General features: G+C 69.4%; 16 protein-coding genes. 10 read left to right on the plus strand and 6 right to left on the minus strand.

Going from position 1 to position 18,705, the window contains the following annotated elements; all coding sequences use genetic code 11:
* Positions 1–4: 4 nt before the first annotated feature.
* A complete protein-coding gene (locus D1793_RS05470; protein WP_119021248.1) occupies positions 5–418 on the minus strand; it encodes a YbaN family protein in 414 nt (137 codons plus the stop codon).
* A 48-nt stretch (positions 419–466) separates the two neighbouring features.
* Between D1793_RS05470 and D1793_RS05475 the strand changes: the two genes are divergently transcribed.
* The 5 genes from D1793_RS05475 to D1793_RS05495 all read left to right on the plus strand — a co-directional run bounded on the left by D1793_RS05475 (position 467) and on the right by D1793_RS05495 (position 7,111).
* Positions 467–1,696: an NnrS family protein gene (locus D1793_RS05475; RefSeq protein WP_119021249.1), complete on the plus strand. Its 1,230-nt coding sequence runs from the start codon at positions 467–469 to the stop codon at positions 1,694–1,696.
* Between the two features lie 300 nt (positions 1,697–1,996).
* Positions 1,997–3,382 (plus strand): oxygen-independent coproporphyrinogen III oxidase, encoded by a 1,386-nt coding sequence (gene hemN / locus D1793_RS05480; RefSeq protein ID WP_119021250.1) that lies wholly within the window; start codon positions 1,997–1,999, stop codon positions 3,380–3,382.
* Positions 3,383–3,657: 275 nt separating this feature from the next.
* Positions 3,658–4,152, plus strand: coding sequence for an SCP2 sterol-binding domain-containing protein (locus tag D1793_RS05485; protein ID WP_119021251.1), 495 nt, complete (start codon positions 3,658–3,660; stop codon positions 4,150–4,152).
* Between the two features lie 40 nt (positions 4,153–4,192).
* The gene (locus D1793_RS05490) at positions 4,193–6,304 is read left to right on the plus strand and encodes an adenosylcobalamin-dependent ribonucleoside-diphosphate reductase (protein ID WP_119021252.1); all 2,112 of its coding nucleotides are present in this window, start codon (positions 4,193–4,195) and stop codon (positions 6,302–6,304) included.
* Between the two features lie 54 nt (positions 6,305–6,358).
* On the plus strand, positions 6,359–7,111 hold the full coding sequence (locus D1793_RS05495; RefSeq protein ID WP_110069488.1) for a ribonucleoside-diphosphate reductase: 753 nt from the start codon (positions 6,359–6,361) through the stop codon (positions 7,109–7,111).
* Between the two features lie 94 nt (positions 7,112–7,205).
* On the opposite strand, the gene D1793_RS05500 is transcribed toward D1793_RS05495, so the two are convergent.
* The 4 genes from D1793_RS05500 to ytfE all read right to left on the minus strand — a co-directional run bounded on the left by D1793_RS05500 (position 7,206) and on the right by ytfE (position 10,708).
* Positions 7,206–7,952: an anaerobic ribonucleoside-triphosphate reductase activating protein gene (locus tag D1793_RS05500; protein WP_119021253.1), complete on the minus strand. Its 747-nt coding sequence runs from the start codon at positions 7,950–7,952 to the stop codon at positions 7,206–7,208.
* Positions 7,949–8,869 carry a U32 family peptidase gene (locus tag D1793_RS05505; protein ID WP_119021254.1) on the minus strand — a complete coding sequence of 307 codons (921 nt, stop codon included), beginning with the start codon at positions 8,867–8,869 and terminating at the stop codon, positions 7,949–7,951. Before D1793_RS05505 ends, D1793_RS05500 begins: the two co-directional genes overlap by 4 nt.
* 11 nt (positions 8,870–8,880) lie before the next feature.
* Complete coding sequence (locus D1793_RS05510; protein WP_119021255.1) at positions 8,881–9,876, minus strand: peptidase U32 family protein; 996 nt, start codon at positions 9,874–9,876, stop codon at positions 8,881–8,883.
* Between the two features lie 175 nt (positions 9,877–10,051).
* Positions 10,052–10,708 carry an iron-sulfur cluster repair protein YtfE gene (gene ytfE / locus D1793_RS05515; protein ID WP_119021256.1) on the minus strand — a complete coding sequence of 219 codons (657 nt, stop codon included), beginning with the start codon at positions 10,706–10,708 and terminating at the stop codon, positions 10,052–10,054.
* Between the two features lie 260 nt (positions 10,709–10,968).
* Here ytfE and D1793_RS05520 point away from each other — a divergent pair, with 260 nt between their 5' ends.
* The 5 genes from D1793_RS05520 to D1793_RS05540 all read left to right on the plus strand — a co-directional run bounded on the left by D1793_RS05520 (position 10,969) and on the right by D1793_RS05540 (position 17,365).
* On the plus strand, positions 10,969–11,586 hold the full coding sequence (locus D1793_RS05520) for a TetR/AcrR family transcriptional regulator (RefSeq protein WP_205527633.1): 618 nt from the start codon (positions 10,969–10,971) through the stop codon (positions 11,584–11,586).
* The gene (locus tag D1793_RS05525; protein ID WP_119021258.1) at positions 11,583–12,965 is read left to right on the plus strand and encodes an efflux RND transporter periplasmic adaptor subunit; all 1,383 of its coding nucleotides are present in this window, start codon (positions 11,583–11,585) and stop codon (positions 12,963–12,965) included. Before D1793_RS05520 ends, D1793_RS05525 begins: the two co-directional genes overlap by 4 nt.
* On the plus strand, positions 12,962–16,072 hold the full coding sequence (locus D1793_RS05530) for an efflux RND transporter permease subunit (protein ID WP_119021259.1): 3,111 nt from the start codon (positions 12,962–12,964) through the stop codon (positions 16,070–16,072). Before D1793_RS05525 ends, D1793_RS05530 begins: the two co-directional genes overlap by 4 nt.
* 99 nt (positions 16,073–16,171) lie before the next feature.
* Positions 16,172–16,876, plus strand: a complete 705-nt coding sequence (locus tag D1793_RS05535) for a succinate dehydrogenase iron-sulfur subunit (RefSeq protein WP_119023589.1) — start codon at positions 16,172–16,174, stop codon at positions 16,874–16,876.
* A 30-nt stretch (positions 16,877–16,906) separates the two neighbouring features.
* Positions 16,907–17,365, plus strand: a complete 459-nt coding sequence (locus D1793_RS05540) for a 2-hydroxyacyl-CoA dehydratase (protein ID WP_119021260.1) — start codon at positions 16,907–16,909, stop codon at positions 17,363–17,365.
* A 96-nt stretch (positions 17,366–17,461) separates the two neighbouring features.
* Here the strand turns inward: D1793_RS05540 and hmpA are convergent, their stop codons facing one another.
* Positions 17,462–18,631, minus strand: coding sequence for an NO-inducible flavohemoprotein (gene hmpA, locus D1793_RS05545; protein ID WP_119021261.1), 1,170 nt, complete (start codon positions 18,629–18,631; stop codon positions 17,462–17,464).
* Positions 18,632–18,705 lie beyond the last annotated feature (74 nt).

Raw genomic sequence — 18,705 nt, forward strand, 5'->3', positions numbered from 1 at the left:
GCTTTTATTTTATCACTTTACCGCTCGCTACGGTTAAGGCGTCATCGCCTGCGGCATCGGGTCGCGTCAGCAGGAAGCTCGCCACGCCGCAGAACAGCAGCCCGGTCAGTGCCAGCATGGCTGGCGCCACGCCGCCGACCCACAGCACCAGCCAGCTGATCAGCAGCAGCACCAGCGCCAGCCGCTTGGCCCGGCGCGGCACCGCGCGCCGTTCCCGCCAGGCGTGCAGGGTGGGGCCCAGGCGCGGATGGTCGTGCAGCCATCGTGCCAGCCGCGGCGAGCCCTTGGGGGCGGCCCAGGCCGCCAGCAGCAGGAAGGGCGTGGTGGGCAGCAGCGGCACCACCAGGCCGGCGGTGCCCAGGCCGATGCAGCCATAGGCCAGCCCGCTCCAGGCGATGCGTGAGACCGGGTGTGTCATGGAACCTCTCCCGTGGCGGCGATGCTCAATAAATAGTATTTTACATGCATGTTAAAGAGTGACGCAAAGCCTTCTGCGAGTCGCCCGGGGGGAACCGCTTCCACCGTTCCGGCCTGGCGCTGGCTCTTCCCGCTGGCGGCCCTGCACGCGGCCCTGCTGGTGCCGCTTTCCCTGCTGTCACTCTATCACCTGCAGGAGGTGCCGCTGCTGGCCTCCCCTGCGGCACACGGTCGCGAGCTGCTGTTCGGCTTCGCCCTGGCGGTGATCGCCGGCTACCTGCTTGGACCACTGCCACCCCGCCGGCTCCAGGCGCTTATCGGGCTGTGGCTGCTGGCTCGCCTGGGCGGCCTGGTCTGGCCGGGCGCGCTGCCGGTGATCCTGGCCGATGCCGGCTTCGTGCTGTTCGTCGCCTGGCATCTGGTGCCGCGCTTCATTGCCGCCAAGAAGTGGCGCAACCGGGTGCTCTCGCCGCTGCTGGGCCTGCTCTGCCTGCTGGCCCTGGTCACCCTGGTCTGGCGCCACCTGGGCGCCATGCCGACCACGGCGCTGGTGATGCACCAGGGGGTGCTGTGGCTGGTGCTGCTGATGGTGTTCATGGGCGGGCGGGTGCTGGCGCCGGCGGTGAACGGCCACCTGATGGCGAACCGGCGCCAGGTCGGGGCGGGGGTCCAGCCGCGCCTAGAGGCGGCGCTGATCGTGCTGCTCGGGGTGACGCCGCTGCTGATGCTGTGGCCGCCGCTGAGGCCACTGGCAGCGGGGCTGGTGCTGGCGGCCGGGCTGCTGGTGCTGTGGCGGCTATGGCGCTGGCGGCCCTGGGCCTGCCGCGGGCGACCCGACCTGCTGGGGCTCATGGTGGGCTACGCCTGGCTGGGGGTGGGCCTCTTGCTGCTGGCCCGGGCCTGGTGGCAGCAGCCCCACGCCAGCGCCACCCTGCACGCCTTCACCATCGGGGCGCTCGGCACCCTGGCCTCCGGCATCATGCTGCGCCAGGCGATCCTGCGCGCCAAGGCGCGCCCCGAGGCGGAGGCGCTGCTGCTGCCCCTGGCGCTGCTCTTCTCCCTGGCCGCGCTGCTGCGCCTGCTGGCGCTGGATGCCGGCCAGCACTGGCTGGCCCTGCTGTGGAGCTCCGCCGCGCTCTGGAGCCTGGCCTGGGGGCTTGCCGCCTGGCGCCTGCTCCACTGGTGCCGCCGCACGGTACGTCGCAGCAACGCGCGTGCAAGGGCCGATAGCGAGGGGCGCCGGGGGCAAGCCGAAGAGGAGGTCCTGCGCCAGGGGTGAGGAGCACTGCTCCGAACGGGCTGGCCATGGATGGTCAGCACCGGTCCTGCGAGCGAAGCAGGACGTGAGAGCGAAGCAGGGCGTCGGTAGCGTACAGGGAGGTATTCACAGCGCCTCCGGAAGGCCGGCCCCGCTCGCAGGCTTGGCGACGGATCAGCCCCGAGTGAATCTCAGGTGATGGAGGCTTGATCCAGGTCAGCTACCTCGAGAAGGGTACCGACGCGTCGGGCCCTGAATGGCATACTCTGCCCCATACGGCGGCGCCGCGGTGCCGTCCCCGGTTGAAGAGGCTGTTTCCAGATGCAAGACGACCTGCTGTTCGATCGCCCCCTGGTGGAGAAGTACGACCGCCCGGGGCCGCGCTATACCTCCTACCCCACGGCGCCGCAGTTCCATGCGGCCTTCGCCGAGGACGACTACCGCGCCGCCGCCGAGCGCAGCAACCGGGCCGAGACGCCCAAGCCGCTGTCGGTCTATGTGCATATCCCGTTCTGCAAGAGCCTCTGCTACTACTGCGCCTGCAACAAGATCATCACCCACAACACCGAGCGGGCCGCCGAGTACCTCGAGTGGCTCAAGCAGGAGATCCGCGTGCAGGGCGCGCTGTTCGACGAGTCGCGGCGCATGACCCAGCTGCACCTGGGCGGTGGCACCCCGACCTACCTGAGCAACGCCCAGCTCGGCGAGCTGATGGCGGCGCTGGACGAGGCCTTCCACTTCGCCCCGCCCGCCGAGCGCGAGTTCTCCCTGGAGGTGGACCCGCGTACCGTGACGCCCGAGCAGATCCTCGAGCTCCACGACCTGGGCTTCAACCGGCTGAGCTTCGGGGTGCAGGACTTCGATCGTGGCGTCCAGGAGGCGGTGAACCGCCTGCAGAGCGAGGAGCAGGTGGTGGAGCTGGTCCAGGCGGCCCGCGACGCCGGCTTCCAGTCGGTGAGCGTCGACCTGATCTACGGCCTGCCGCGCCAGACCGTGGCCAGCTTCGATGCCACCCTGACCAAGATCATCGCCCTGCAGCCGGACCGCATCGCCAGCTACAGCTATGCCCACCTGCCCCAGCTGTTCAAGGCCCAGCGCCTGATCCGCCCCGAGGATATGCCGCCGCCGGAGCGCAAGCTGGAGCTGCTCGAGCTGACCATCCGCCGCCTCACCGCCGCCGGCTACGTCTACATCGGCATGGACCACTTCGCCCTGCCCGACGACGAGCTCTCCCTGGCCCGCGAGAACGGCACCCTGCAGCGCAACTTCCAGGGCTACTCCACCCACGCCGACTGCGACATGATCGCCCTGGGCATCACCTCCATCGGCAAGGTGGGCGACACCTACAGCCAGAACGTCAAGGAGACCGCCCAGTATCAGCATCGCCTGGAGGAAGGGCGCCTGCCGGTGTTCCGCGGCTACCGCCTCAACGCCGATGACCGCCTGCGCCGCGACGTGATCAACGCCCTGATGTGCCACAACCGCATCGACTTCGCCACCATCGAGGCCGCCCACGGCATCGTCTTCCGCGACTACTTCGCCGACGCCCTGGCGCAGCTGCAGGAGATGGCCGACGACGGCCTGCTGGCGATCCGCGAGGGTGAGATCGAGGTGCTGCCCGCCGGACGGCTGATGATGCGCAATGCCGCCATGGCCTTCGACGCCTATCTCAAGCCCGAAGAGAACCGCTACTCGCGCACCGTCTGAGCGAGTCGGCGCAGCCGGCCGGCGCGCCGTCTCCCGCCCCTGGCCGCGCCACGCCGCGGCTCTTCCGCTGTCAAATGAAAATGGGTCATGATGTCGCCTCGCCTGCACCAGATATGGGGCTTGCCGAGGCGATATGGTCTATATATGGTAGGCGGGCCGCGGGTGATCGAGGGCTGTCCGGCGACATGATGCATGTCAGTGCAGCCCGGGGAGCAGCGGCCTAGGATGAACGGTTCGGCGGCCTCGGCCGCGTGGTTATCCTCAGGAGAGCTGTCATGTCCCTGCCGTTGTTGCCTTTACCGTTACAGGCCCTGCCGCGCCTTCCCGCACCCGCCCGCCTGATTCGCGCCGTCGATCCGCGCGTGCCGGTCGGCGTCAAGCGCCGCCTGGTGGAACCGCTGCTCAACCGCACCTTCGCCGAGCCCCTGGCCGAGGGGGAATTCGACGCCCTCGAGGGGCGCCGCATCACCCTGGCCATCGAGGATCTCGGCGTGGCGTTGACCCTGACCCTCGAGAACGAGCGCCTCAGGGTCTGTACCGAGCCCGGCGAGGCCTCTATCCGCGGCGGCTGGCGCGAGTTTCTTTGCCTGGCCACCCGCCGCGAGGACCCCGACGCCCTGTTCTTCCAGCGCCGGCTGCTGATCGAGGGCGACACCGAGCTCGGCCTGATGGTCAAGAACCTCCTCGACGGTCGCGAGGAGGGGCTGGCCCAGGGGCCTTTCGGTGAACTGCTGGTCCGCCTGGAGCGGCTGGCGAGACGCACGACCTGACCCTTTTCCGATAAACCGACTTTCTTCCGGAGCCATCCGCATGAGCACTTCCACCAAGGCCGTGAAGTCATCCAGCGAGGTCCCCCTGCAGGGGCCGTCCCGCGACATCTGGGACGCCAAGTACCGCCTCAAGGATCGCCACGGCAAGCCCGTGGACAAGGACGTGGGCGCCACCTGGGAGCGGGTGGCCCGGGCCCTGGCCGCGGTGGAGGGTGAACGTGCCGATGAGTGGCTGCCGAAGTTCCGCTGGGCGCTGGAGAACGGTGCCATCCCGGCCGGGCGGATCATGTCCAACGCCGGCGCCGAGGCCTACAAGCCGGCGGTGAGCCTGATCAACTGCACGGTGTCCCGCACCATCCGCGACTCCATGCACGACATCCTCGACTCCGTGGTGGATGCCGGCATGACCCTCAAGGCGGGCTGCGGCATCGGCTACGACTTCTCCACCCTGCGCCACAAGGGCGCCTTCGTGTTCGGTGCCGGGGCCGGCACCAACGGCCCCCTGGCGTTCATGGATATCTACGACAAGATGTGCTTCACGGTGGCCTCCGCCGGCGGGCGCCGCGGCGCCCAGATGGGCACCTTCGACGTCGGCCACCCCGATGTGCGCCAGTTCATCGAGGCCAAGCGCGAGGCGGGCCGCCTGCGCCAGTTCAACCTGAGCCTGCTGATCACCGACGAGTTCATGGAAGCGGTGAAGAACGACACCGACTGGCCGCTGGCCTTCCCGCTGCACGCCGGCGAGAAGGACGACGTCGACGAGAGCGAGCTGCTCTACCGCGACTGGCCGGTGATCGAGGAGGGCTACTCCGTCGACGCCGAGGGCCGCGTGGCCTGCCGCATCGTCGAGGTGATCAAGGCGCGCGAGCTGTGGGACACCATCATGCGTTCCACCTACGACTTCGCCGAGCCGGGCTTCATCCTGATCGACCAGGTCAACCGGATGAACAACAACTGGTTCTGCGAGGAGATCCGCGCCACCAACCCCTGCGGCGAGCAGCCGCTGCCCCCGGAGGGCGCCTGCCTGCTGGGCTCGGTCAACCTGACCCGTTTCGTCATCGACCCCTTCGGCAAGAAGCCGCGCTTCGACTGGGAGCGCTACCGCCAGGTAGTGGCGATCTTCACCCGCATGCTCGACAACGTGGTCGAGATCAGCGGCCTGCCGCTTCCCGGCCAGCGCCGCGAGATCGAGGCCAAGCGCCGCCATGGCATGGGCTTCTTGGGTCTGGGCTCCACCCTGACCATGCTCAAGATCCCCTACGGCTCGCCGGAGTCGCTGGCCTTCACCGAGGAGGTGAGCCGCAACCTGGCCGTGGAGGGCTGGAAGCAGGCGCTCGAGCTCTCCCGGGAGAAGGGCATGGCCCCGGCGCTGGCCGAGGACTACGAGATCACCCCGAAGATGATGCGCGAGCGTCCCGAGCTCAAGAAGGACGGCTACGAGGTCGGCGACAAGGTGCCGGGACGCATCCTGCACGCCCGCTACAGCCGCTACATGCAGAAGGTCGCCGAGGTGGAGCCGGAGCTGGTCGCCCAGCTCGCCGAGCACGGCGCGCGCTTCACCCACCACAGCTCCATCGCCCCGACCGGCACCATCTCGCTGTCGCTGGGCAACAACGCCTCCAACGGCATCGAGCCGTCGTTCTCGCACCGCTACTTCCGCAACGTGATCCAGTCGGGCAAGAAGACCAAGGAGCAGGTGGAGGTGGTCTCCTTCGAGCTGGCGGCCTACCGCCACTTCATCGCCGCCGACGCCGTGGAGAGCGACCTGCCCGACTACTTCATCACCGCCGATGCGGTGAGCCCGAAGCAGCACGTGGCGGTGCAGGCCGCCGCCCAGGCCTGGGTCGACTCCGCCATCTCCAAGACGGTGAACGTGCCCACCGAGTTCGCCTTCGAGGAGTTCAAGGACCTCTACCTGGACGCCTACGCCAGCAAGCTCAAGGGCTGTACCACCTTCCGCTTCAACCCGGAGGCCTTCCAGGGCGTGCTGGTGCGCGAGGACGATCTCAAGAACACCACCTACGTGTTCGAGCTGGAGAACGGCGAGACCATCGAGCTTGCCGGGGACGAGAAGATCATCTATGACGGCGAGGAGCACAACGCGGCCAACCTCTATGATGCGCTGAAGGAAGGCACCTATGGCAAATGGTAAACCGCACCGCCTGATGCCGAGCGTCAATCAACCAATTACCGGAGGAGCCTCCTGATGGCCGTCGAGATCACGTCCAAGATCGTTTCCTACAGCGTCAAGAAGGCGGTGGAAGAGCCGCCGCTGCCCGAGGAGAACCCGCTCACGGTGCGCATTCCCTCGCGCCCGGAAGGTACCCTGGAGGCCGTGTCGGAGAAGATCTCCTACGTCGGCGCCGAGGGGCGCAAGAAGGTCTACCTGCTGGTCTCCTTCATGCCCGTGGAGGGCGTGCTGGGCGGCAAGCGGGTGGTGATCGAGCGCCCGGTGGAGTTCTTCTTCCCCTCCGGCCAGCTCTCCAGCGAGCACCAGTGGATCACCGCCACCATGCGCAGCCTGTCGCTGGCCGCCCGCGGCGGCTACGTCACCCAGGCGGTGGCGGACCTGCGCAAGGTGGCCTGGGACAAGGGCCTGGTGCGCTGCGGCATGAACCGCTGGGGCAAGCCGATGTTCCACGACTCCGAGGTGGCGGCCATCGCCTGGTCGATCCAGCAGATCCTCTTCCGCCGCGGCTTCCTCGACCAGGACGGCAACCAGGTGCCGGTGGAGGAGCTGGTGGCCCGCTACGCCCAGCGCCAGGCCAGCGGCCATCTGTGGCAGCCGCCGACCCCGGAGGAGATCGAGCAGGCCGAGCGCAAGGCCGAGGAGGCCGCCCACGCCAAGGCCGACGGCCCCACCGTGGTGGGCCACTGCCCCGAGTGCAACGGCGAGCTGATCATGATGGACGGCTGCCCCACCTGCTACTCCGGCTGCGGCTGGTCCAAGTGCGGTTAACAGCAGAGCGGCTGACAGGCTGATCCCCAGGCGACGAACGCCCACCGCCCCGGGTCACGAGAGTGGCCCGGGGCGGTGGCGTTGTGGGGCGTGCTCAATCGCGCAGTTCGACGGACGCGAAGTGGCGCCTGAGCCGACGCACCAGGGTCTCCAGGGTCTCCCGTGGCGGAGCCTCGGCCAGGGGCTCGCAGTAGCCGGGGTCGAGGCAGCGCTCCCGCCGCGCCAGCTGGATGGCGTAGTGGCGAACGCCGCAGTCGGCCAGGGTCATGGCCAGCTGCTCCAGGGCCTCCAGGGTGAAGTCGCGCCAGTGCACCGTGGTGCGGCACTCGAAGGGGGTGTCGCCCTCCAGCAGCAGCGAGAGGCTGCGCGCATGGCGCTGCCAGATGCCGGGCCGGCCGCTGATGCGGTCGAAGTCGGCGCCGCGCCCCTTGGTATCCAGCGCCACCCAGTCGAGCCGTGGCAACAGCGCCTCGAGCCGCTCCGGGTAGGGGCCGGCGGTGTGCAGCCCCACCGCCAGGCCCAGGGCCCGGCAGGCGTCGGCGGCGGCCGGCAGGTCGGGGTGCAGGGTGGGCTCGCCGCCGCTGAAGACCACGGCATCGATCTCGCCTGCCCGGGCGGCCAGCAGCGCCTCGATGGCCTGCCACTCGCCTGGGGCGGCCCGGCGCGCCGGCCCCATGCTGCTGGCCGTTTCGCAGTAGCCGCACGCCAGCGGACAGCCCTGCAGATAGACCACCGCGGCCCGCCGACCCGGCAGGGCCTGATCATCCCGAGCGGTGACACCGGCGATCGGCAGGCGGATCGTCGCCGGGGCGTGCGCCAGGTGGATCGCCGCGGCCCTCATCCCAGGCTCGCCGCTCGGCTATGGTCCATGCCGGGGCGGCCGTGCCAGTAGCCGTCGCAGATCTCGGCATCGACCAGAGCGAGCGGGTCGGGACCAGAGAGCTCGCCGCGGCGGGCGGCGTCGAAGGCGGCGACCACCTCGGCCATGCCCTCGGGGCGGGGGCTCAGGCGGGCGATGCCCACGCCGATCTCGGCCATGGCGGGAAGCTCGTGGCGCAGGTCCTGACAGGCGCCGGAGAGGGTCTGGATGCCGTTGAGGGTGAAGACCTGGGCGGCCTCCTGGGTGCGCAGGGCCAGGCCCTCCGGGTGCTTCTGGCAGACGAACTGGCAGCGGTCCTTGGGCTTCTGGTAGCGGCGCGCGGTGAAGCAGCGCGACGACCAGGCGAGCGGCAGGTGGCCGTAGGCGAACACCTCGCAGGGCGCCTCGAGGCCCTCGTTGCGGCAGTCGGCCAGCAGGCGGGTGAGGTCGTCCTTCGACATCTCCACCGGGGCCTGCCAGCGCTGCATGCCGGCCCGGGCCAGCACGGAAAGGGTGGCCGGGTTGTAGAGGTTGAGCGCCGCACCGGCGACGAAGGGCAGGCCGGCCGAGGAGAGGCGCTGCAGGGCACTCTGGTCGTTGGCCTCCACCAGGAACTCGCCGTTGTCGCAGAGCTTGCGCAGGTCGCGCAGGTCGGCCTCGGACTCGATCAGCGTCTGGCTCGAGAGCACCACCTGCTTGCCGCTCTGGGCCAGCTCGCGGCCTAGCCCCAGCCAGTCGTCGAGCTTCATGTCCCGGCGCCGGGAGCAGACCGACTCGCCCAGGTGGACGATTTCGAGGGGCCAGTCGGCGGCCTCGCGGTAGAAATCGGCGTAGCGCTCGCGGGTCCAGTAGAAGAGCACCGGGCCCAGCGACAGCTGGAGCTTGGGGGTAGCGAACATGGGGCTCTCTCCTATTTCCAGCGGCGCTCGTAGGCGCCCAGGGTGGTGGTGCTGCCTTCGGACACCTCGCCGAGGCCGCTCATCCAGGCGGGCTCGGCGTGGAAGCGGCCGGGGGCTCGCTCGAGACGATCCAGGGCCTGGCGCCAGATGCCGGCCACCTTCGAGACATAGGCCGGGCTGCGCTGGCGACCCTCGATCTTCACCGCGCTGATGCCGAGCTCCGCGAGCTCCGGCAGCAGCTCCAGGGTGTTGAGGCTGGTGGGCTCCTCGATGGCATGGTAGGTCTCGCCGCCCACCTCGAAGCGCCCCTTGCACAGCGTCGGATAGCCGGCGTTCTCGCCCTCGCCGTAGCGGTCGATCAGCACGCCGTTCAAGCGCGACTCCAGGCCTTCCGGGGTCTCCTCCCAGCGCACATGGGCGGCCGGCGAGCAGACCCCGCGGGTGTTGGGGGATTCGCCGGTGAGATACGACGAGAGGTAGCAGCGCCCCTCGGCCATGATGCAGAGGCTGCCGAAGGCAAACACCTCGAGCTCCACCGGGCTCTGCCTGGCCAGGTCGCGCACCTGGGTGATCGACAGCACCCGCGGCAGCACGGCGCGCTTGATGCCGAACTGGTCGTGGTAGAAGCGCAGGGCCTCATGGCTGGTCGCCGAGCCCTGCACCGAGAGGTGGCGGGCGAGGTCCGGGTGGCGGCGGGCGGCGTAGTCGAGCAGCCCCATGTCGGCCATGATCAGGGCATCGACGCCGAGTTCCGCGGCCTGGTCCACGGCGCGGGTCCACAGCGCCCAGCCGTCGGGCTGCGGGTAGGTGTTGATGGCGCAGAACACCTTCTTGCCGCGGGCGTGGGCGTAGTCGATCCCCTCCCGGGCGCGCTTGTCGGTGAAGTTGAGCCCGGCGAACTGGCGGGCGTTGGTGGTGTTCTGGAAGCCGAAATAGACGGCATCGGCCCCTTCATCCACGGCGCGCTTCAGGGCAGGCAGGTTGCCGGCGGGGCAGACGAGCTCCATGGTGAGCCTCCTGTGGTGGGAATCCCGACCATGCTAGTCGACTATCCCCGGCGGTCTTTTGACGCGGGTCATGGCGACCCCGGGTTGGGTCTGCGGGCGCGCCAGGCTTCGGCACGTCTCCTGAACGCCAGCGGCCCCCGGTATCGGGGGCCGTGGCGGGCGGGAGCGGAGTCGCTTAGCCGGCGCGTTCGAACAGCAGGTTGTTCTCCAGGTGGATATGCTGCATCAGGTCGTCGCGGAACTCGCGCAGCCCGGTGTAGAGGGCGCGCCAGGTGGTGCAGGCGCCCTTGGGCGGCGTGATGTTGTCGGTCAGCGCCAGCACCTGCTCGAGGTTCTCGCCGTGGTCGTCATGCTCGTGGCGCATCACCGCGATGGGCCCCTGGGCCTGGGCGGCCAGGCCCCGGCGCAGCATCGGGAAGAGGATCTGCTCTTCCTTCTGCATATGGCTCTCCATCTCCTGATGGATGGTGGTGAGCAGGTCGGCCAGGCCGTTGGGGCAGCTGTCGCGCTCGCCGTGGACCTGCTCGACGCGCCGCGCCATGCGCGTAAGCTCCGGAAGCTGCTGGCGATGGACGTCGTGATAGCGGGTCAGGATATGGTCGATCAGCTCGTCGTTGCTGGCCGACTGCCAGTCGCGTTCGTCGTTCGCGCCCGCGGGCAGCGCCTCGAGCTCGGCGACCAGGGCCTCGGGCGCGAGGCCGATGCGCTCGGCGGCCTCGCGCAGGCTGATGCGTCCGCCGCAGCAGAAGTCGATGTTGTGGTCGCGGAATACCCGGGTGGCGCCGGGCAGGGTCAGGGCGGTGCGGCCGACACTCTGTTCGATCAGGCTCATGGTGAGATCCTCGTGGGGTGGTGGTCTGTGCAGGCAGGCAATGTATTAAGATGCATATTTAATACATCTTTTGTGGCGGGGCTGGCAAGCGGCGAATTGTCGCTCCCCCGGCTCGCTTCTCGCCGCGCGATGCCGCAGGGCCGCTGCCGGTGATCATCATTGGCACGACTAGCCCGAGGTCAGTGCCGTATGATGTCGGCTGGCGGCAGTCTCGCCGTCATGCTAGATAGTAATTAATTACTATCTATTGAGGCATGAGCATGTCCCAACGCCAGCATCTCCCCGCCGAGGTGCGCCGGGAGCGCACCGTGGAGGCCGTCGTCGCCCTGTGCGGCGAGGAGGATCCCGCGACCCTGACCACCGGTCGCATCGCCCAGCGCATGGGCGTCACCCAGGGGGCGCTGTTTCGCCACTTTCCCAACAAGGAGGCGATCTGGGAGACGGTGGTGGCCTGGGTGGCCGAGCGGGTCATGGCGAGAGTCGGCGCCGCCGCCGAGGGCGTCGAGGACCCTCTAGACGCACTGGAGGCGATGTTCCTGGCCCATGTGGCCTTCATCGCCGAGCATCCCGGCGTGCCTCGCCTGCTGATGGGGCAGCTGCAGCAGCCCCGCCCCACCGGGGCCAGCCGCATGGTCAAGGGCCTGCTGGCGAACTACCGACAGCGCCTGACAGGGCGGCTCGAGGAAGGGCGACGATGCGGCCAGCTACGCCCCGGGCTCGACCTGGACGCCGCAGCGGCCCAGTTCATCGGCTGCATCCAGGGGCTGGTGGTGCAGGCGCTGATCGACGGCGACGTAACCGGAGTCGTCGACCGCGCGCCGGCGGCCTTCGACCTCTTTCGGCATGGCATCCGGGCGGACCGTGGAGGCGAAGCATGAGCACACGGGTGAAGCGACTAGGGAGAGGGCTCCTGGTACTAATGGGCGTTGCCGCGGGCGTGGCGCTGCTGGTGGTCTTCGTGGCCAATCGCCAGGTCCCGGAGCGCCGCGACACGCCGCCGGCGCCTGCCGCGGTGGCGGTGATAGAGGCGCGACCGCTGGCGTTTCGCCTGGAGGCTCGCGGCCACGGCGTGGCACGCCCTGCCGAGACATGGCAGGCCGTGGCCAATGTCTCGGGCCGGGTAGTGGAGCGCCATCCGGCGCTGGAGAGCGGTACCCTGCTGCGCGAAGGCACGCTGTTGCTGGCGCTGGACCCTAGCCGCTACGAGCTGGCCATCGCCGAGGCTGAGGCGGAGCTGGCCAGCCTGGCCGGCGAGCTGGCTCAGCTTGCCGCCGAGGAGGAGAACACCGGTCGCCTGCTGGCGCTGGAACGCCAGGCCCTGGCCCTGGCCGAACAGGAGCTGTCGCGCATCGAGCACCTGGCGGCCAGCGGGTCGGTGTCGACCTCCCAGCGCGATGCCCAGCGGCGCAGCACCCTGGGGCAGCGCCAGGCGGTGGCATCGCTGGAGAATGGCCTGGCGCTGCTGCCGGCTCGGCGCGAGGTGCTCGAGGCCCAGCGTGAGCGTGCCGCGGTGCGCCTGGCCCAGGCTCGGCAGGACCTGGCGGATACCCGCCTTGAAGCGCCCTATGACCTGCGCCTGGCCGAGGTGGCGGTGGAGCGACACCAGTTTGTCAGTGTGGGCCAGCGACTGTTCGAGGCGGACAGCCTGGCCGCCGCCGAGGTGGAGGCGCGTATTCCCTTCACCGCGATGCGTCGCCTGCTGGGCAGTGTGGCGCCGGCCGAGCTTCCACCCAGCACCCTGGATCTCGGCGAGCGCATCGACCTCGATGCGATCGATGCAGAGCTGGAGCTGGTCGGAGCCCCTGGCGTGGGCTGGCAGGGCCGGGTAGTGCGCGTGGCCAGCGGACTCGAACCGGCCACCCGCGCCGTGCGGGTGGTGGTCAGGGTCGAGCACCCCTGGCGCGATGCGCGCCCCCCCGATCATCCACCGCTGCAGCGCGACATGTATACCCGGGTGAGGCTCTCGGCCGGGGGCCCCGAGGCCGCGATGGTGGTGCCGGCGTCGGCGCTTCACCAGGGTGAGCTCTATCTTGCCGATGAGCAGGGGCGCCTGGTACGACGCCCGGTCTCCGTGGCCTTCCAGCAGGGAGGGCTGGCGGTGATCGAGGAGGGCCTGGCCCCGGGGGAGCGGGTGGTGCTCGACGACCTGCAGCCGGCTATCGAGGGCATGGCGCTCGCCGTGCGCCGGGACGAGGCCGCCGAGGCGCGCCTGGCCGCCCGGGCCCGGGGTGACACCGCGGCGGGAGAGCGACCATGATCCGCTGGTTTGCCGCCCACCCCACCGCCGCCAACCTGCTGCTGACCCTGCTGCTGGCCGCCGGGCTCTTTGCCGCCCCTCATCTCAAGCGCGAGACCTTTCCCGACTACCGCCCCGTGGAGGTGTCCGTGGAGGTGGTCTACCGGGGAGCCAGCGCCGCCGACGTCGAGGATGCGATCTGCCGACGGCTGTTCGATGCCGTCAAGGGCGTGGAATTTCTCGATGAATTCGGCTGCGTGGCCCAGGACAACCTGGCCAGCGCCACGGCGACCATGGCCGCCGGCGGCGACGCCATTCGCTTCCTCAACGAGATCGACACCGAGGTGAGCGCCATCACCCAGCTGCCGGCCCGCGCCGACTCGCCTGTGGTGCGTGAACTTCACCGCAGCGACCTGGTGGCGGCGGTGGCGGTGTCCGGCGACATGCCGAGGCGCCAGCTCGAGGAGTACGCCCTGCGCCTGGAGGAGCGCATCATGACCCTGCCCGGGGTCGCTCGAGTAGCGATCCACGGCATGTCCCAGCGTCAGTGGCAGGTGGAGGTGCCCCGCGAGGTGCTGGGGCAGCACGGCCTCTCGGCGCGGGAGCTGGCGCGACGGGTGGCCGGCCAGAGCCTCGACCTGCCCCTGGGCACCCTGGAGACCGCCGACCGGGATCTCCTGCTCCGCTTCACCGACCAGCGTCGCTCGCCCGCCGAGCTGGCCGAGCTGGTGGTGGTCTCCGACGCCGGCGGCGGCGAGCTGACCCTCGGCGAGCTGGCCACCATCACCGAGAGCGGCGAGCGCGCCGAGGAGCAGGTCCGCTTCAACGGCGAGTCGGCGCTGGTGCTGGAGGTGAGCAAGGCGCTGCGTGACGATGCGCTGGCCGTCAAGGAGCGGCTCGAGTCGCTGCTCGAGGCCGAGCGACATCGCTTCGACGGCGGCATCTCGCTGACGCTGACCCAGGATGCCACCAGCATCGTCCGCGACCGCCTGCAGATGCTGGTGGGCAACGGGCTGATGGGCCTGGTGCTGGTGGTGCTGGTGATGAGCCTCTTCTTCCGCCCGCGGCTGGCCCTGTGGGCGGTGCTGGGCCTGCCGGCGGCCTTCATGGGGGCCTTCATCGTCATGGCCCTGACCGGGCTGTCGATGAACATGATCACTCTGGTGGCGCTGCTGATGGCGATCGGCATCGTCATGGATGATGCCATCGTGATCACCGACAACATCGCCGCCCACGCCGGCGAGGGTGCCACGCCCCTGGAGGCGGTGGTCGAGGGCACCCGCCAGGTGCTGCCCGGGGTGCTCTCGTCGTTCCTGACCACGGTGGCGGTGTTCGCGCCGCTCTCCTTCCTGGCCGGAGAGCTGGGAGCGGTGCTGGAGGTGCTGCCGGTGGTGCTGATCGCCGCCCTGGCGGCGAGCCTCATCGAGGCGTTCTGGATACTGCCTCATCATCTCAAGGGCAGTCTCAAGGGCAGCGCAGGCCGTCTTGCCGACGGGCAGGACTCACGCTTCCGGGTCGCCTTCGAGCGACGCTTCGACGGGGTGCGCGAGGCCGTCGGGCGCCTGGCCGACCGGGCGATCCGTTTTCGGCATGCGGTACTGGGGCTCGTGCTCGCCATCATCCTGGGCTCGGCCGGTTTCATGGCCGGGGGACATGTGGGCAGCGAGGCGATGCCGGATATCGAGGGTGACGTGCTGGAGGCGCGGATCCTGATGCCCCAGGGCACCCCCCTGGTGCGCACCGAGGCGGTGGTCGAGCGGATCGAGGCGGCGATGCGCGAGCTCGATGCCCGCCTCTCGCCGGCGCAGCCGGGAGGCGCCGCCCTGGTGGAGGCGGTCCAGGTGCGCTTCAGCCACAACCCCAGCGCCCGGGAGGCCGGCCCCCATGTGGCCACCGTCATCGTCGACCTGCTCACCGCCGAGCGTCGCCGGGTGACCCTGGAGGAGCTGACCGCCGCCTGGCGGGAGGCGATCGGCGAGATCGAGGGGCTGCAGCGGCTGATCATCCAGGAGCCCGGCTTCGGTCCCGCCGGCGTGCCGGTGGAGGTGCGCCTGACAGGAGCCGATCTCGCTGCCATGAAGGCCGCGGCGCTGGAACTGGGAGGGCATCTCGAGGGCTACGCGGCCGTCTACAACGTCATCGATGACCTGCGCCTGGGCAAGCCCCAGCTGGCCTTCTCCCTGGCCGAGGGCGCCCATGGCCTGGGGCTCACCGCCGACGAGGTGGCTGGCCAGCTGCGTGCGGCGCTGCTGGGGGAGGTCGCCGACACCCTACGCATCGGTGACCAGGAGATCGAGGTGCTGATCCGCCTGGCCGAAGCGGACAGGAGCTCCCTCGACGACCTGGCCGACTTGACCATCGCCCTGCCCGACGGGCGCCGGGTGCCCCTGGAAGTGGTGGCCAACGCCGAGGAGCGGCGCGACTGGGCGCGCATCACCCGCATCGACGGCCGACGCACCGTCACCGTGGAAGCCAACGTGGATGCGCGCCAGGCCAGCGGTCAGGCCGTCGTCGATGACCTCGCCGGCAGCGGCTGGCTGAGCGAGTTCCGCCAGCGGCATCCCGGGGTGGAGATCTCCTTCGAGGGACAGGTGGCGCGCTCCGCCGAGACCGGCAGCTCCATCGGCCGCGGGCTGCTGATCGGCCTGGTGGGGATCTTCGTTATCCTCTCCTTCCAGTTCCGCAGCTACGTGGAGCCGCTGATCGTCATGCTCTCGATTCCGCTGGCCTTCATCGGCGCCATCTGGGGACACGTGCTCATGGGCTACTACCTCTCCATGCCCTCGCTGATCGGCGCGGCCTCCCTGGCCGGTATCGTGGTCAACAACGCCATCCTGCTGATCCACTTCATCAAGACGCACCGCGAGCGCGGGCTGGAGGCGGTGGCGGCCGCCGGCCAGGCCAGCCGCGACCGGCTGCGCGCCATCCTGATCTCGTCTACTACCACCATCGCCGGGCTGCTGCCGCTGCTGGCCGAGACCAGCACCCAGGCGGCGGCCATCAAGCCGCTGGTGATCTCGGTGGTGTTCGGTCTGCTCAGCGCCACCGTGCTGGTGCTGCTGGTGATCCCGGCGCTCTACGTGCTGCTGGACGACTGGGGGTGGATCCGCCAGGACTCATCGTCCTAGGTAAGTTCCCCTTGACGATGGCCAGGCGGGATCTAGGCTTAAAGATGTATTATTTATACATCTTATGTGGCGGATCGAGGCGAGGAGGACAGCGTCATGATTCAGGTGCGGCTCTATCGCTACCACCCCGAGCGGGATGACCTGCCCAGGATGGAGACCCTGGAGGTGGAGGAGCGCTTCCGCAAGGCCATGGTGCTGGATGTGCTCGAGCACCTGAAGCAGCAGGATGCCACCCTGGCCTATCGGCGCTCCTGCCGGGAGGGCGTGTGTGGCTCGGATGGCATGAACATCAATGGCAGGAACGGCCTGGCCTGCATCACCGCGGTTGAGGAGGCGCTGGGAGGCGGCGACACCCTGACGCTGCGCCCGCTGCCGGGGATGCCAGTGATCCGCGACTTGGTGGTGGATCAGCGCCTGTTCTTCCGCCAGTTCGAGAAGATCCGTCCCTGGCTGATCAACGACGATCCGCCCATGGCCACCGAGCGGCGGCAGAGCCCTGCGGATCGCGAGAAGCTCGACGGCCTCTACGAGTGCATCCTCTGTGCCTGCTGCAGTTCGGCTTGCCCCTCCTGGTGGTGGAACCCCGACAGGTACATCGGCCCGGCCGGGCTGCTGCAGGCCTATCGCTTCCTGATCGACAGCCGCGATACCGCCACCCACGAGCGGCTGGCGGCGCTCGACGACCCCTTCAGCGTGTTCCGCTGCCGGCAGATCGCCAACTGCACCTGGGTCTGCCCCAAGGGGCTCAATCCGATGCGCGCCATCGGCCATATCAAGGCGATGCTGCTGGCGCGCGGCAGCTGACCACCCACCCCAAGCGACGGGAGGTAGGCCATGGCCTTTCGCCAGGTGAAGGATCTGCTCGAGTGGATCCATGATTTCCACAGGCAGCTGGGTGTGCAGTACGCCCGGTTAGCCGAGGCGGCACCCGATGAGCGCATGCGTATGGCACTGGTATTCCTCGCCGACCGCGAGCGGCGCCTGCAGGAGGGCATGGCGGCCTATCTCGAGGATGCCGATCAGGGGCTCCTGACCACCTGGCTGATCGACAGTCAGGAGTTCTGCCACCCCGCCGTGCTGGAGCGCATTCCCCCCTGCCTGGGTTGTCACGACGTGCAGGATATCCTGGCCAATGTGATGACGGCCCACCAGACTCTCAAGGACCTGTATCGGCTGCGCGCCGAGCTGGCCTCGATTCCCGAGGAGGTCGAACTCTTCCGGCATCTCGCCGACCAGCAGGAGGCCGAGGCGCGGCTGCAAACTCGCGACCTTGCCCGCCTCGATATGTACTGAGACCTCGATATGGACTGAGACGTTGCCGCGGCATCACCAGAGACAGCGCCCCGGCATGGCCGGGGCGCTGTGTGTTGGCGGTGGCGTCGAGCCGGTTCAGGCGGCGTCGAGGGGGCGCGAGGGGCCGAAGTGCTCGTAGTGGCGGCGCTCGGCCGGCACGCCCAGCTCGGCCAGGGCCCGGTCGATGGCGCTCATGAAGCCCTGGGGACCGACGAAGTAGCAGCGGGCGTCCTCTGGCAGCAGCCGGGCCAGCAGCGCGCGGTCGATGCGGCCGGTGTGGTCGGCCGCCTCGCCGCACTCGTGGACGCTCACCGCCTGCAGCCGTTCCGGGTGGGCCTCGGCCAGGGCCGCGACCTCGTCACGGAAGGCGTGATGCTTGGCATCCAGGGCGGCGTGCAGATAGACCACCCGGCGACCCTGGGCCAGCGCCTGGTGGGCCAGGGGCAGCATCGGCGTCTGGCCGACGCCGCCGGAGGCCAGCAGCAGCGGTTCGTCACCCTCGACCAGGGTCAGGTCGCCGGCCGGGGGCAGCAGCTCCAGGGTATCGCCGAGTGCCATGGCGTCATGCAGGTGGCGGCTGGCGCGCCCTTCCGGCTCGCGCTTGACGGAGATCCGGTAGGTGCGGCCGTTGGGCAGCGCCGAGAGGCTGTAGTGGCGATAGAGCGGCTCGCCGTCGAGGGTCAGCCTGACCCCGATGTACTGGCCCGGGGCATGCTCGGCCACCGGGTCGCCGTCCACGGGCGCCAGCACGAAGGAGCGGATCACGGCGCTCTCCTGGCGGATCTCGGCGATGCGGAAGGTGCGGGTACCGCGCCAGCCGCCGGGTCGCTGCTCGAACGTCCGATAACGGTGGGCCTCCAGCTCGATCAGCAGGCCGGCCAGCTCCTCGTAGACACCGCTCCAGGCGGCGGCGATCTCCGGTGTCACGGCGTCACCGAGCACCTCGCCGATGGCGGTCATCAGGCACTCGCCGACGATGGGGTAGTGCTCGGGGCGGATGTCCAGGGAGACGTGCTTGCTGACCACCGTGGCCAGGGTCTCGCGCACCTTCTCGCGATCATGGCGTAGCTGCACATAGGCCAGCACGGCACCGGCCAGGGCCCTCGGCTGCCCGCCGTCGGCCTGGTGGGCCTCGTTGAATAGCGGCTTCACTTCGGGGTAGCGGTCGAACATCAGCGGATAGAAGCGTTGGGTGATGGCGTCGAGATGCTCGGCGACGGTGGGGGCGGTGGCTGCGATCAGGGCTTCCTGGGCAGGGGTCAGCATGGCTGGCTCCTCTTCGGGTTCGTCGGGGGGAGTGTTTTTTAAGATGCATATAAAATACATCTTAAAAGTGGCGA

The sequence above is a fragment of the Halomonas sp. JS92-SW72 genome (assembly GCF_003547075.1).
GTDB classification, from domain to species: domain Bacteria; phylum Pseudomonadota; class Gammaproteobacteria; order Pseudomonadales; family Halomonadaceae; genus Halomonas; species Halomonas alkalicola.